We start from the raw sequence: 12,825 nt of genomic DNA on the forward strand, positions 1-12,825 counted from the left end.
ACCCTTTGCTAGCCTTCAAATGTTAAATGCTGGGCGGGCGCGACGAGCGCATCGCTGGCTGAAGGAAGAACCGCGCGGTGCGCCATGAGCGTCGCTGGCGGTTCGACAGGCGCCCGGAAGCTACCTGAGAGCGGGCGTTCTCTGCACGAAAACATTCATCGAAGTTACCAATTCCGACGTTCGTACCGGGGGCCAGCAGTGAAAAACACTTTGACCATCAAGACGAGGCTATTCATCGGTTTTCTTTCGATGGCGGCCATTGCCGTCGTCATATCCGTCGTCGCGCTCTTCAGTCTGGCGGACACGACGCACGCATTCGGCGAGTATGTGCATGGCATCGACGCGCGCGCGCAGGTGGCAGCCGAAGTGCGCGCGGCCGTCGATCGCCGCGCGATTGCCGCGCGCAATCTTGTGCTCGTCACGACGGCCGCCGATTTCGAACTCGAGAAAGCCGCGGTCAATCGCGCGCACGAGGACGTCGGCATCAAGCTCAAGCAGCTCAACCACATGATCGACAGTGCGACCGACACGAGCGAAACGGCTCGTTCGCTGGTCGCCGAAATGAATCGCGTCGAAGCGCTGTACGGTCCTGTTGCGCTCGACATCGTGAATCTCGCGCTGACCCATCGCCGCGACGAAGCGATCAGAAAGATGGACGACCAGTGCCGCCCGCTGCTGGCCGCGCTCGTCAAGGCGACGGATGCCTACGCGAGCTATACGCGAAGCCGTCAGGATGCGACCGTGCAGAGCTTCGAGGCGCGCTATGCGCTGCTGCGCGGCGTGATTCTCGGCGTGAGTGCGCTGGCGATTGCCGTGTCGCTGGTATTGAGCGTGCGCATGGTGCGCTCGATCACGCAGCCGATCACGCGCGCCGTCGAAGTCGCGCGCACGGTCGCGATGGGCGATCTCACGAGCCGCATCGTCGTGGATCGCAACGATGAAGCAGGCGAGCTGCTGAAGGCATTGTGCGAGATGAACGACAGGCTCACCGAAACGGTCGACCGCGTGCGCTCCAGCAGCGCGAATGTGTCGACGGCAACGGACGAGATTGCGACGGGCAACAGCGACCTGAGCCGTCGCACGGAAGCGCAGGCTGCGTCGCTGCAGCAAACGGCCGCGAGCATGGAGCAGCTGACATCGACGGTCAAGCAGAACGCGGAGAGCGCGCAGCATGCGAAGGCGCTCGCGACGAATGCATCGGCGATCTCGCAACGCGGCAGCGATACCGTCGAACGCGTGGTGACGACGATGGAAGCGATCAGCACGAGCTCGAGCAAGATCGCGGAGATCACGGGGATCATCGAGGGCATCTCGTTCCAGACGAACATCCTCGCGCTGAATGCCGCCGTCGAAGCAGCGCGTGCAGGTGAAGAAGGGCGCGGCTTCGCAGTGGTCGCGGGCGAAGTGCGCAGCCTCGCGCAACGTTCCGCGCAAGCGGCGAAGGAGATCAAGGAACTGATTGCGCGCTCCGTGCAGGAGGTCCAGAACGGCTCGTCACTTGCCGACGACGCGGGGCGCACGATGGCGGACGTGAAGCTGGCCGTCGCGCGCCTGTCGGAGATTGTCGAAGAGATCGCGGCCGCTTCGGCAGAGCAGGGCCGCGGCATCGAACAGGTCAACCAGGCGATCTCGCAGATGGACACGGTGACGCAGCAGAATGCCGCGCTCGTCGAACAGGCGTCCGCTGCATCGCGATCGCTGCGCGACCAGGGCCGCGAACTCGACGATACTGTTTCCGCATTCAAGCTCGCTGCCGTCTGAAGTTATTGCGTTGCACATCGAATCGCCGTGCGTGGAATGCGAATGCGCGCGGATGAACGGCGCGGCTTCAGTGCACGCGGGTTTGCGCTGCGGCATGCGGCGCGCCTGAGCCCGCGAAGAGAATCCCGAACTATTGCGCCGTTTGCTGGCGCTGATACTCGTTCTTCTTCATCTGCAGGTACGCTTGCCGGTCGAGTTCGTGCAATTGACGCGGATACTGCTCGGTCGCATCGAACCACGTGGCGAAGCGTTGATCGACGCGTTTGTCTGCGGGGGCGGCAAGCGAGCCGAGGTAGGCGTCGATTGCGAGGTAATAGCGCATCGTATTGCGCTCGACGAGCCCGCGCACGCCGCCGATATAGTCGCCATCCGGGCTCTTCGAGAAGCCGACTTTCGCGCTGCCGATGGTCGCGAGATAGGTCTTCATCGCGAGGCGCCCAGCCGTGCCGAAACCATACGAGTACGTCAGATGGAGAAACGTGCGCCCTTTGCCGATGTCGACGGCTTCGAGCATGATCCGATAGTCCTTCGTGCTGAGCGGTCCCGTCGCTGCGCTGAGATCCACCTGGAAATAGTCCGGGCTCGTCGCCACCGAGCGGTAATTGAATTGCACGCGGTACGTATCGGAGATGTCCTGTTCCGTTTTTTTGCCGACGTTCATGCTGATCGTCGCGCCGCTGCCGCTCACCGACGCACGACAATACTTCGTGTTCAGATGCAGGATCAGCACGTCGCACCAGTTCGACGGACCTTGCTGCGGATCGTTGAAGGCGCTGTTGACGGTGGCGAACGGATAATCGACGACTGCGTAGATATCGCCTTTTAGCGTGTTCGACGTTTCTTCCGAGTCCAGATGGATCGGGCGATGGAACGCGTTCGACTTGAGCTGCGGCGCGAGCGCGTCGTATTTGTCCTTGAGCGCCGCGGCGTTGTCGTCGGCCCAGCTGAGCGCGCCGAGCGACAGGCCCAATAGCGCGAGCATGACGATCGCGAACCGACGCATGGTTTGCATGACCCCGTGAGTGCTCATGACAGGCTCTCCCGTGACGACGCTGTTATCGGACTGTTATCGGGTACATCCCGCACGAATATAGCAGAGCGGACTCGCGCGCCGATGAGCCGATCGAGCATAAACGTGATTTGAACCAGCATTCACCGAAGCAACCACCGTTCCTAGAATGACCTCCATGCGCTGACCCAGTCGCGCAAGCCAACCACCTTAATGAATCTGGAGAACATCATGGAACGTCTGAATCGCCAACCCGTCAGCGAAGCTACCGGCCAGGCAGCCGATCTCTTTGCAGGTATCAAGCGCGCTGTCGGCATGGTGCCGAATGCTTACGCCGGCATCGGCTCGAACAGCCCCGCCGCGCTGCAAATCGTGCTCGCAACGGGCGACGCGCTCAGCAAGGGCGCACTGTCAAGCAAGGATCTCGAAGCGATCAAGCTCGCGATCAGCGGTGCGGTGGATTGTGACTACTGTCTCGCGGCGCACTCGCTGATGGGCAAGAAAGCCGGCATCGCCGCCGACGACGTCGTCGCGCTGCGCGAAGGACGCGGCGCGGCCGACGCGCGCCTGAACGCCCTCGCAACGTTTGCGCGCACGGTGTTCACGTCGCGCGGCACGGTGCCCGCCGGCGTCGTCGATGCCGTGAAGGCAGCGGGTTATAACGATCAGCAGATCGTCGAGACGCTGCTCGCGATCGCCGACATCACCTTCACGAACCTGTTCAACCGCGTGAACGACACCGTCGTCGATTTTCCGAAGATCTGACGAACGCCATCTGTTTCGCGTTCATTGCCGCGCATCGCGTGAGATCACGCGATGCGCGGCGACCGTTTCATTTGTAGCAAGTTGATTCAGCTCGCCTGCGCTGAAGAGTCGATCCGCTAGAATGGGGCTCGCTTTTCAACCCAAGGAGATACGCGTGAAATCAGTTGTTGCCCTGCTCGCCGCGGCCGCGCTCGCATCGGTGGCGCTTAACGCTAACGCTGCATCGACGGAGAAATTGCCCTCCGGCGTCGTCGTCGAACACCTGACGCAGGGAAGCGGACCGCAGCCCACGGCCGCCGATGTCGTGCGCGTCAACTATCGCGGCACGCTTGCGAACGGCACCGAGTTCGACAACTCGGCCAAGCACGGCGGCCCCGCGGAGTTTCCGCTCGGCCGCGTGATTCCGTGCTGGACGCAAGGTGTCGCGACGATGAAAGTGGGCGAAAAAGCCAAGCTGACCTGCCCGGCCGCGACGGCTTACGGCTCGCGCGGCGTCGGCGTGATTCCGCCGAACAGCGACCTGACGTTCGAAGTCGAATTGCTCGCGATCGTCAAGTAATCAACGCGTAAGGCGCGTCGAAATAACCCTACCCCTGACCCGGCGATACATCCGCCGATTTTCGATTCTGCAGCGCCCGGTGCGGCGCTGCATCCCGCTCGAAGCCGCGCCACGAGCCGCTTTGCGCGGAATCTGCAAGCGCAGAACCGGCCGCCGCGATCTTGATTATCGTTAACGCTGGCTGGCTGAACGCAAATTGTCGTGGTACCAAAACGGTCTTGCGGCGAATCGTTTGGCGATTGGGATTCTGTCACCAATATGAAAAACTGTGCGCTCAGAATCCCGCAAAAAATAAAATCGGCATGACGGGGTGTAGGGTGACCAGAAAACAAAGAGTGCTGTTCCTCTGCCGGGACAACGCGACGCTTAGCATCTTGGCCGAAGCCTTGCTACGCGAGCTGGACGGATTGCATTTCGACGCATTCAGCGCAGGTCTCGAACCCGCCGACAAGGTTCATGCAGCGGCAATGGGAGAGTTGCGCCATGGTTTTTCGAGTCTGGATCTGCTCAATCCCAAGAGCTGGCTGGAATTCACCAGCGAATGGGCGCCGCAGATGGACTTCGTCGTCACGCTGTGCGAGGAGTCGGCGTGCATCGACGTGCGCGCTTTTCACGGCGAGCCGCAATTGCGCCATTGGACCTTGACGGCGTCGGCGTACGGCGCTGCCGGCGCGATCGAAAACGCGTTCTGGCAGATTCTCAAGCGCGTTGAGGATTTCATTGCAGCCGAGCGCCGTCCGTGGCCGCCGCTGACCCTGTCCGCTACCGCCGGCTGCGAGCCGGACGCGTGCGACCTTCTGCTGAGCGGTCAATAGCCTTCACGCGTCGGCCATTCGCTGCGGCATCGTGCGCCGCAGCATCGTGCGCCGCCGACGCCTGGCAGGAACCCTGCTTGCTGCTCCGAACACGATAGGGTCAGCAGACAGTCAGGGAGCACGATGAAAGCCGACAGACAAAACGGCCTGCCGCACGATGGCAACGCACAAGCCCACTTCTCGCATTACGCCGCACCGCTGATCGACAATGCGGTGTCCTGCGTCGCCGCGCTGCAACGCGATCACGATGCGGAAGTGCTGCACAAGATGCGCGTTTCGTTGCGGCGGCTGCGGACGTTGCTGTGGGCGTATCGCCCGCTGCTTGACGAAACGTTCGACGAGCAGCAGCGCGCGCTCTTCAAGTTCTTCGCCAATGCGGCCGGCAAGACGCGCGACTGGGACATCCTGATCGGATTGCTCGACAGCACAGCAGATGCCCGCGACCAGGCGCGCGACGCGCTGCGGGCCGCGCGCGCAGAGACATTCGAAGCCAGCCGCGAGACCATCGAGAGCGCAAACGTGAAGACCGCGCTGCGCGAGGCGCTCAAGGAAGCGAACCGCGAGTTGAACACTGCGCACGAACGCACGCCGCTACCGAAATTCGCCCGCAAGCGGCTCGGCGCCGCGCAAAAGTCGATGGAAAAGCGGATGAAGCGCGCGGCACACGCCAAGCGCTCCGACTACGCATCGTTCCATGAGGTTCGCAAGGCGGGCAAGAAGCTGCGCTATCTGACGGAGTTCTTCGAGCCGATGCTGGCAAAAAAGCAGCTGAAGTCCATCAAGGGACTGAAGAAACTGCAAAAGCGCTTCGGCGAGTTGAACGACGTCGTGGCGAGCGAGCAATTGCTGCGCGATCACCTGAACGTATTCCCTGACGAAGCAGCCAGCGCGCGCGCGCTCGACGCGCTCGCGAAAGAGCGCAAGCGCCGCATGCGCGCGGCGGCGAAGCTGCTATGACAATGTGGAACCGCGCGGCGAGCGTTCAGCCCGAAGCGTCACTTTGACGACCGCGAACGCAACGTGTCGCGTACGCGCTTGGCCGCAAATAGCGGCACATAGTCAAGAATGCGCGCGTCGCGCTGATACGCCGCGAGGGCATCCGAGTACATCTGCGATACGACTTCTTCTGGGCTGTCCGTGGATTCCGCGATTTCATGCACGATCTTTGCCGAGTCAGCCGTCTTCATCCAGGTTTCTCCGTCAGGCCAGTCAATTATCGGAACCCTGAATTGAAGGACATTCAATGCACGGGTGCCAATAGAACTTCGCAATCGTTGGCGTCGTCGATTGCTGTTTGATGGAAGCGCATCAGGAATGCCTGATTCTTCAGACAGATAGCGCGTGTGCCCGGTACTTTTCCACAGGTCTTTCAACAGAATCTGTGGATAACATGCGGGCGCGCCGAACCGCTCGGGAACGGATCATTGCAGCCACTTGCGCACGTCCTGTTCCCATTCCGGATCGCCACAGCCCTTCGGATTCTCCGGTCCGAGCACGGTGATGTAGCCCTTGCTCTTCATGCACGATTCGTAAGCGCGCACCTTCGTGCATCGCCCCGGCCCCGCGTTCAACGAGACCGTCTTGCACTGCGCGATGGTGCGGTCCATCGGGCCGAAATCCATGTCGCTCGACGCGTTGAGCGTCGGCGCGTCGGCACCCGATACCGAGAACTCGACGGGCCCCGTGTGAGTGCAGCCCGCCGTCAGCACGGCGAGCGATGCCGCCGCGAAAAGTAGATGCGCACGCAAGCTCATGAGTCGTTTTCCTCGTTGATGATCCTGGTTTATTGGTCACTCGCCGATCAGATGCAGCACGATGTCGCGTTCCTGCGGCCGCGCGCGATGCTCGAACAGATAAATGCCTTGCCACGTGCCGAGCGCGAGGCGGCCATGCTCGACGGGTATCGACAGTTGCACCTGCGTCATGGCGGTGCGCAGATGCGCGGGCATATCGTCGGGGCCTTCCGTGTCGTGCTCGTAACGCGCGGAGTCTTCGGGCGCGAGCATCGCGAAGTGGCGCTCGATGTCGCGCTGCACGGAAGGGTCCGCGTTCTCCTGAATCAGCAGCGACGCCGACGTGTGACGGCAGAACACCGTGAGCACGCCCGTCTGTATCGATTCGTCCCGCACGAATGCGGCAACCTGCGAGGTGAAGTCGAACAGTCCGCGAACGCGCGCCCGCACGTTCAGATGGCGAATGGCCTGGCGCATGAAGGAATCTCCGTGTGGCGTGGAAATGAGGCAGGTTCGCCCGCGAGTTTACCGCGCGCGAGGCGGCCGGTCCCGCGACGCGAAAAGGTCTATGCTGGTAGGGCTGCCGCGCCGCGCAAACCGCACGCAATATGCACGCGATGCAGGCAATACGGGAGGACATCATGGAACGCGACGAATTCATCGAAGCACTGAAGCGCGAGGGCTTCGAGGAAATCGTGACGGTGACGCGCGACCCGAATGGCGTGCTCGACCATCACGAGCACCCTTTCGAAGCCAAGGCGCTGATCCTGCATGGTCGGCTGACGATCCGCATCGGCGCAACGGATCACATGTACGAGACGGGCGACGTGTTCCATTTGCAAGCCAATGTAAGGCATTCGGAATACTACGGGCCTGAAGGCGTCCAATATCTGGTCGGCCGCAAGTGAGACAGGCGCAATTGGTCAGTCCACCTGCACGCTGCGCGTCTAGCAGCTAGTATTTTCGGTCGTTGCGCGTTCAACGACACATCGCCCATTTCACTTCGAGGAGGTTTCGCATGCCCACGTCCACGACGCCCGTCTGGTTCATCACTGGCTGTTCAACCGGCTTCGGCAAGGAACTGGCTCGCGCGGTGCTCGATCGGGGCTGGCGCTGTGTGGCGACGGCGCGCAATGTGGCATCGCTCGACGAGCTCGCCGAGCCCGGCAGCGACGCCGATGCGCGCCTGTGCCGCGTGAAGCTCGATGTGACGGATGCCGCGCAGATCGCCGCCGCCGTCGATGCTGCGCAGCAGCGCTTCGGCGCGATCGACGTGCTCGTGAACAATGCGGGCTATGGCTACCAGGCGTCGGTGGAAGAAGGCGAGGAAGCAGAGATCCGCGCGCAGTTCGACGTGAACGTGTTCGGCCTCTTCGCGATGACGCGCGCCGTACTGCCGGGCATGCGCGCGCGGCGCCATGGGCATGTGCTCAACATCACGTCGGTGGCGGGGCTTGCGGGCTTTCCTGGTTCGGGCTATTACGCGGCCAGCAAGCATGCCGTCGAAGGCTGGTCCGACTCGCTCGCGACGGAAGCCGGGCCGCTCGGCATCCACGTGACGTGCATCGAGCCGGGGCCGTTTCGCACCGACTGGGCGGGCCGCTCGCTGAAGCAGACGCCCAACCGCATCGGCGACTATGCGGATACGGCGGGCAAGCGCATGCAGACGACGGCGCAGTACAGCGGCCACCAGCCGGGCGATCCGGCGCGCGCCGCGCAGGCGATGATCCGCATCACCGAAACGCAGCACCCGCCGCGCCACCTCGTGCTGGGCGCGTTCGGCGTCGATGCCGTTTCGAAGCGGCTGCATGCGACGCTCGCCGATATCGAAGCGTGGCGCGAAACGAGTGTCGGCGCGGACTTTCCGGAAAGCGAGCGCTAGCCGCGTGGCGCGTCATTCGACTTGCGGCGCGTCCGGATAGTATTGCGGCGCCTCGCGTCGCTCGTACATGCCGTAGTCGCGCACCACGCGCACGATCCGCAGCCGCGCACCGTCAGGCAACGCCAGCGCGTCCGCATAAGCCTCGGCGGCCCGGGCGTCGCGCCATGCGGTGAGCAGGATGACGTCGCCGGGCGTCAGCACGGCGTCGAACACATCCCACGATACGAGCCCCGCCGCATCGGCGCGCAGGCCCAGCGCGCCGGCCACTTCATGCGCGCCGGACCGCTTGGCCCAGTCGGCGGCGCGACGCGCGTCGATCAGCACGATGGTGGTGGCGTCGCCCGTTTCGGTTTCGTCGAGCCGTTGTTCGCGCAACGTGTGGCCGTCGGGCAAACGCGTGTCGTGCGTCAGTTGGCCGACGCGCAAGCGGTAATCGCGAAACGTCTGCGAGCGACCTTTTTCCTGCACGCCGTGATGCGTCGCCTGCGTGCGCCAGCGCACCAGCGCTTTTTCGTCGCGCCAGCCGGACAGCGACAGCAGCCAGCCGTTGCGCGTGAGGCTCGCATAGCGGACGTTGTCGACGAAGCCGTCGATCTGCTCCAGTTCGGGTTTGAGCATCTTCGCGTAGCCGAGGTACGTGTCCCATCGGTCGCCGCGCGGCTGCACTTCGAACAGCACTGAAAACATCGTGTTCTCCCAGGGCGCGGCGCGGATCAAACGGCTGCGATGCAATCGATTTCGATGTCGAAGCGTCCCGGCCACGCGGGCACGCAGACAAAAATGCGCGCGGGCGGATCATGCGGAAAATAGCGCGCGTAGATCGCGTTGACGGCGGCGAACTGCTCGACCGACGTGCAGTAGACGTTGCACTTGAGCACCTTGTCGAGCGACGAACCCGCCGTCTCGGCGCATAGCTTCAGTTGTTCGAGCACGAGTTCCGTCTGCCGTTCGAGCGGCACATCGGCGACCTCGCCTGTCGCGGGATCGAACGGCGGCAGGCCCGACACGTAGATCGTGTCGGAGTGCCGCGTGACGACGGAAGTCGGCGCCTTCCATCGCTCGAGCCAGCCGGACAGCGGTTCGACCCGGATCACTTCGCGTTTCATTGCAGCGCTCCTCAGAGGATGTCGAAGCTATCGTAGCGCCGTTTGCGGCAGCGACGTTTCAGGCTGGACCGAAATGACGCGAGCGCAAGCGGCCCTCATTTTTCCCTCATTCTGCGCGTGCAAGATGCACCCATCGAACAGCACGCAGCGCGCCAGACACAGCGATCCGCCGCACCTTGAGGGGAACATCATGAACAGGTCATTCGTTACAGCATGTGCATCGGCACTTCTCGTTTCCGTCGCGCTGAGCGGTTGCGCGAGCATGGGCGGCTCGGCGGACGTCTACAGCGCATCGCAGGCGCAGCGTGAGTCGTCGGTGCGCTTCGGCACCGTCGAAAGCGTGCGCGGCGTCATGATCGACGACAGCAACGGCCGGCCCGGTCTGCTCGGCACGATCGGCGGCGGCGCGCTGGGCGGCATCGCTGGCAGCGCAATCGGCGGCGGACGCGGCTCGATCCTCACGGGGATCATCGGCGGCCTGGCGGGCGCGGTGGCGGGCAACGAAGTGCAGCACCACTTCGAGCAGAAGCGCGGCGTCGAAATCACCGTGCGCCTCGACGACGGCTCGCTGCGCGCGATCACGCAGCGCGCCGACGGCCCGATGTTCTACGCGGGCGAGCGCGTGCGGCTGCTGTCCGAGGGCGGCATCACCCGCGTGACGCTGTAAGCGGCTCACGCCCGCAACTTTTTTGCATGCCACAGTGCCGGCCGCGAATCGCCGGCACGCGTTGGGAGGCGATCATCATGTTCATGCGTAACGACGTGACCTACGAATTCCATCACCTGGGCATTCCGACCAGCCAGGCGCGCGACGGCGAACGTTACAGCGCCCAGTACGGGATGTACACGAGCGATAGCGATTGCTCGCTCGCGCGCATCCAGTACCACCGCTTCGAAGCGGATAGTCCGCTGCCCGCCTTGATGCGCACGGTGCCGCATCCGGCGTTCACGGTCGACGATCTCGACAAGGCCATCGAGGGAAGGGAAGTCATCCTCGGTCCGTACGAGCCGATCGACGGTTTTCGCGTGGCGGCGATCGTCGATGGCGGGATGCCCATCGAACTGATCCAGACCGAACTCACCGACGAGGAAATCTGGGACCGCGCGAGAACAGGCACGCGCGCGCGGCTCTACGCGGCGCAATACGAGGATCTGGGCGACGCCTGAGCGCGCTCGGCGCGGCGGCGGTCTTCAATGGCCGCCGGCGGCGGCGCGCAAGACGTACGTGCTGTGCCGGCCGAGATTGCGCTAGAAAAGCTTGCTGAGCGTGACCCACACCTGCTGGCTGTGCGTGCCCATGTCCGTGCGTCCGATCGAATGCGCGTAGCTCAGTTGCATCTGCGCCTGCTTCCATCCGACGTTCAGCGCGACGCCTGCGCCTTGCAGCGTGGTCGACGCGCCGGGCAGGCTGCCGTCGCCGCGCACGCGGCCGCGCGCGCCGTCATAGAAGGCCGCGACCGCGACGTTGGGCTGATTGACGAGCGTCTGCAGCGCCGACAGCGTGACGATCACCCCTTCGTCGACCGAGGCTTCGCTCAGTCCGTATGCGCGCACGCCCGCCGGTCCGCCGAGGCTCATCCGCTCCGATCCGTCGACACTGCGATTCGCCCATTGACCGCGCAGCTGCGCGGACAGCGCGAGGCCCGGCAATACGTTCTGCGTCACGCTGACGGACGGTTCGATCTTGACGAAGGGCCGGCTGCCCAGCCCGGCCACGCCGTCGCCGGCGGCGGTGCGGTCGATGTCAGTGCGCTGCGTGGTGCCGTACGACAAGCCCAATCCGTAGCGCACTGCGCCTCGTCGTCCGTCGAGTTCGTGGGTGCGGCTGCCGTCGATGCGCGCCGCTGCCACGACGCTGTGCCGGCGGCTTTCGAGCAGCTCGCCGAAGCGCTCGTCATCGAGTGACTTGTAGTCGAATTCGCCCGACAGATCGAGCGAGGTCTCGCGGCTGCACAAGAGCGGCGTGCTCGCATAGAGGCTCGCGACCTGCGCCGTTCCGCTGCCGAGACCCTGGAAATCGCCGCCGAGCCGATAGTCGACCCGCGAGGCCGCCACGCCCGCGCGGCTCGCGCCGATGCCCGTCAGCGCGTCCCAGGAGACGCGCCCCAGTAGCGTTCTTCCGCCGCGCCCGGCATCCGTCTGAAATGGATAGGGCGTCGTCGCATACACGGTCGCTTCGAGCCGGTCGCCGCGTCCGACGAGGTTGTTCACGCCGCCCAGCAAGCCGACGCGATATGCGCCGGCTTCCGGCGCGCCGGCGTTGTCGGCGCTGACGGCGAAATAGCCCGAACGGCCCGGCGGAACGTTCACGACCACCTCCGTCCCGCCTGGCCCGCTACCCGGTGCGAGCACGGGCGTCACGTCGCCGACGCCGGGCACCTGGGCGAGAACGCGCACGCCTTCGTCGATGTCGCGCAGGTCTGGTGCATCGCCGTGACGGCCTCGCAGCAGCGACTCGATGCGGGCCGTGTCGACTTGCGAACCGTTGTTCACATGCACGTGTTCGATATGCCCGCGCAGGATCGTAAAGCGCACGATGCCGTCCGGCACGGTCTGCACGGGCAGCAAAACGCTGACGAGCGTTTCGCCATCGTGATACAGCGCTTCCGTCAGTTGGGAGCGCAGCGCCTGTAACTGGCGCAACGTCGTCGGATGCGCGCGCAGCGGCGCGAGCAGCGGCTCGATGCGGTCACGCTCGGCGGCGGAAAGCTCGCCGTCGAAGCGAAAATCCACGACGGTGAAGCTGAGCTCGCCTTCGGCGGAAGCGCCGTCGCTTGCGGCAGCGGGTGGCGGCGGCTTACGGGCGTCGAATCCGGGCTCGGAGGCCGGCGCGCGATTCAACGCGGGGGTCTGCTGCAGCAGCTCACCGGACGTGACGCCCAGCTCGCCTGCCTGGGCGGCGGGATGCAGTGTGGTCGCGGCCAGCAGCGGCAGCAAGGCGCGCGGGAGACGCGGAAACACGGAAGTAGCTGGACAGGGATTCAAAACGGCAGGGACAGCGAAGTTCGAGGACGGGACGACGTCGCGACACAGCGCGCGATGAGCCGCGAAGTATCGATACGTGGAAAAAGAAAGTGACCGGGAGCGCGGCGGCGCGTGTGCGTTCCGACGGGTGTCGCACGAGGCCGTGCGGCCCGTCAGATCATGCGCGACGTAGTGCTCGGTCAAAGGAACCAGCGGCAAGGCGCGGAATGC

16 protein-coding genes are annotated in these 12,825 nt (G+C 64.2%); 9 read left to right on the forward strand and 7 right to left on the reverse strand.

Features of this window, described 5'->3' with window-relative positions; translation table 11 throughout:
- Window positions 1–249 precede the first annotated feature (249 nt).
- Window positions 250–1,761, forward strand: a complete 1,512-nt coding sequence (locus H3V53_RS09295; protein WP_419539466.1) for a methyl-accepting chemotaxis protein — start codon at window positions 250–252, stop codon at window positions 1,759–1,761.
- Between the two features lie 130 nt (window positions 1,762–1,891).
- Here H3V53_RS09295 and H3V53_RS09300 read toward each other — a convergent pair whose 3' ends face one another.
- A complete protein-coding gene (locus H3V53_RS09300; protein ID WP_336597705.1) occupies window positions 1,892–2,791 on the reverse strand; it encodes a hypothetical protein in 900 nt (299 codons plus the stop codon).
- Window positions 2,792–3,001: 210 nt separating this feature from the next.
- On the opposite strand from H3V53_RS09300, the gene H3V53_RS09305 reads away from it, so the two are divergent.
- The 4 genes from H3V53_RS09305 to H3V53_RS09320 all read left to right on the forward strand — a co-directional run bounded on the left by H3V53_RS09305 (window position 3,002) and on the right by H3V53_RS09320 (window position 5,866).
- Complete coding sequence (locus H3V53_RS09305) at window positions 3,002–3,535, forward strand: carboxymuconolactone decarboxylase family protein (protein ID WP_336597706.1); 534 nt, start codon at window positions 3,002–3,004, stop codon at window positions 3,533–3,535.
- 154 nt (window positions 3,536–3,689) lie between these two features.
- Window positions 3,690–4,094 carry an FKBP-type peptidyl-prolyl cis-trans isomerase gene (locus tag H3V53_RS09310; protein ID WP_054923976.1) on the forward strand — a complete coding sequence of 135 codons (405 nt, stop codon included), beginning with the start codon at window positions 3,690–3,692 and terminating at the stop codon, window positions 4,092–4,094.
- A 161-nt stretch (window positions 4,095–4,255) separates the two neighbouring features.
- Window positions 4,256–4,909, forward strand: coding sequence for an arsenate-mycothiol transferase ArsC (locus tag H3V53_RS09315; protein WP_336597707.1), 654 nt, complete (start codon window positions 4,256–4,258; stop codon window positions 4,907–4,909).
- Window positions 4,910–5,032: 123 nt separating this feature from the next.
- A complete protein-coding gene (locus H3V53_RS09320) occupies window positions 5,033–5,866 on the forward strand; it encodes a CHAD domain-containing protein (protein ID WP_336597708.1) in 834 nt (277 codons plus the stop codon).
- Between the two features lie 38 nt (window positions 5,867–5,904).
- Here H3V53_RS09320 and H3V53_RS09325 read toward each other — a convergent pair whose 3' ends face one another.
- The 3 genes from H3V53_RS09325 to H3V53_RS09335 all read right to left on the reverse strand — a co-directional run bounded on the left by H3V53_RS09325 (window position 5,905) and on the right by H3V53_RS09335 (window position 7,119).
- Window positions 5,905–6,096, reverse strand: coding sequence for a DUF3562 domain-containing protein (locus H3V53_RS09325; protein ID WP_336597730.1), 192 nt, complete (start codon window positions 6,094–6,096; stop codon window positions 5,905–5,907).
- Between the two features lie 234 nt (window positions 6,097–6,330).
- Window positions 6,331–6,663 (reverse strand): hypothetical protein, encoded by a 333-nt coding sequence (locus tag H3V53_RS09330; protein ID WP_336597709.1) that lies wholly within the window; start codon window positions 6,661–6,663, stop codon window positions 6,331–6,333.
- Window positions 6,664–6,699: 36 nt separating this feature from the next.
- Window positions 6,700–7,119: a secondary thiamine-phosphate synthase enzyme YjbQ gene (locus H3V53_RS09335; RefSeq protein WP_054923979.1), complete on the reverse strand. Its 420-nt coding sequence runs from the start codon at window positions 7,117–7,119 to the stop codon at window positions 6,700–6,702.
- Between the two features lie 164 nt (window positions 7,120–7,283).
- Between H3V53_RS09335 and H3V53_RS09340 the strand changes: the two genes are divergently transcribed.
- Window positions 7,284–7,550, forward strand: coding sequence for a cupin domain-containing protein (locus tag H3V53_RS09340; RefSeq protein ID WP_054923980.1), 267 nt, complete (start codon window positions 7,284–7,286; stop codon window positions 7,548–7,550).
- Window positions 7,551–7,660: 110 nt separating this feature from the next.
- Window positions 7,661–8,524: an oxidoreductase gene (locus H3V53_RS09345; protein WP_336597710.1), complete on the forward strand. Its 864-nt coding sequence runs from the start codon at window positions 7,661–7,663 to the stop codon at window positions 8,522–8,524.
- Window positions 8,525–8,536: 12 nt separating this feature from the next.
- On the opposite strand, the gene H3V53_RS09350 is transcribed toward H3V53_RS09345, so the two are convergent.
- Window positions 8,537–9,211: an antibiotic biosynthesis monooxygenase family protein gene (locus H3V53_RS09350; RefSeq protein ID WP_336597711.1), complete on the reverse strand. Its 675-nt coding sequence runs from the start codon at window positions 9,209–9,211 to the stop codon at window positions 8,537–8,539.
- Window positions 9,212–9,237: 26 nt separating this feature from the next.
- Window positions 9,238–9,630, reverse strand: a complete 393-nt coding sequence (locus H3V53_RS09355; protein WP_336597712.1) for a RidA family protein — start codon at window positions 9,628–9,630, stop codon at window positions 9,238–9,240.
- 190 nt (window positions 9,631–9,820) lie between these two features.
- Between H3V53_RS09355 and H3V53_RS09360 the strand changes: the two genes are divergently transcribed.
- Entirely contained in the window at window positions 9,821–10,297 is a 477-nt protein-coding gene (locus H3V53_RS09360) for an outer membrane lipoprotein (RefSeq protein ID WP_336597713.1), read from the forward strand.
- 77 nt (window positions 10,298–10,374) lie between these two features.
- Window positions 10,375–10,797, forward strand: a complete 423-nt coding sequence (locus tag H3V53_RS09365) for a VOC family protein (protein ID WP_336597714.1) — start codon at window positions 10,375–10,377, stop codon at window positions 10,795–10,797.
- 81 nt (window positions 10,798–10,878) lie between these two features.
- Here H3V53_RS09365 and H3V53_RS09370 read toward each other — a convergent pair whose 3' ends face one another.
- Window positions 10,879–12,591, reverse strand: coding sequence for a ShlB/FhaC/HecB family hemolysin secretion/activation protein (locus H3V53_RS09370; protein WP_336597715.1), 1,713 nt, complete (start codon window positions 12,589–12,591; stop codon window positions 10,879–10,881).
- Between the last annotated feature and the right edge of the window lie 234 nt (window positions 12,592–12,825).

Origin of the sequence: Paraburkholderia bengalensis (assembly GCF_037126505.1) — a bacterium.
GTDB classification, from domain to species: Bacteria; Pseudomonadota; Gammaproteobacteria; order Burkholderiales; family Burkholderiaceae; genus Paraburkholderia; species Paraburkholderia bengalensis.

What these genes read in the sequence shown, in the direction of transcription:
- H3V53_RS09295 (WP_419539466.1), top strand. Translation starts at nt 250, where the DNA reads ATGGCGGCCATTGCCGTCGTCATATCCGTCGTCGCGCTCTTCAGTCTG.
- H3V53_RS09300 (WP_336597705.1), bottom strand. Translation starts at nt 2,791, where the DNA reads ATGAGCACTCACGGGGTCATGCAAACCATGCGTCGGTTCGCGATCGTC.
- H3V53_RS09305 (WP_336597706.1), top strand. Translation starts at nt 3,002, where the DNA reads ATGGAACGTCTGAATCGCCAACCCGTCAGCGAAGCTACCGGCCAGGCA.
- H3V53_RS09320 (WP_336597708.1), top strand. Translation starts at nt 5,033, where the DNA reads ATGAAAGCCGACAGACAAAACGGCCTGCCGCACGATGGCAACGCACAA.
- H3V53_RS09325 (WP_336597730.1), bottom strand. Translation starts at nt 6,096, where the DNA reads ATGAAGACGGCTGACTCGGCAAAGATCGTGCATGAAATCGCGGAATCC.
- H3V53_RS09330 (WP_336597709.1), bottom strand. Translation starts at nt 6,663, where the DNA reads ATGAGCTTGCGTGCGCATCTACTTTTCGCGGCGGCATCGCTCGCCGTG.
- H3V53_RS09335 (WP_054923979.1), bottom strand. Translation starts at nt 7,119, where the DNA reads ATGCGCCAGGCCATTCGCCATCTGAACGTGCGGGCGCGCGTTCGCGGA.
- H3V53_RS09340 (WP_054923980.1), top strand. Translation starts at nt 7,284, where the DNA reads ATGGAACGCGACGAATTCATCGAAGCACTGAAGCGCGAGGGCTTCGAG.
- H3V53_RS09345 (WP_336597710.1), top strand. Translation starts at nt 7,661, where the DNA reads ATGCCCACGTCCACGACGCCCGTCTGGTTCATCACTGGCTGTTCAACC.
- H3V53_RS09350 (WP_336597711.1), bottom strand. Translation starts at nt 9,211, where the DNA reads ATGTTTTCAGTGCTGTTCGAAGTGCAGCCGCGCGGCGACCGATGGGAC.
- H3V53_RS09355 (WP_336597712.1), bottom strand. Translation starts at nt 9,630, where the DNA reads ATGAAACGCGAAGTGATCCGGGTCGAACCGCTGTCCGGCTGGCTCGAG.
- H3V53_RS09360 (WP_336597713.1), top strand. Translation starts at nt 9,821, where the DNA reads ATGAACAGGTCATTCGTTACAGCATGTGCATCGGCACTTCTCGTTTCC.
- H3V53_RS09365 (WP_336597714.1), top strand. Translation starts at nt 10,375, where the DNA reads ATGTTCATGCGTAACGACGTGACCTACGAATTCCATCACCTGGGCATT.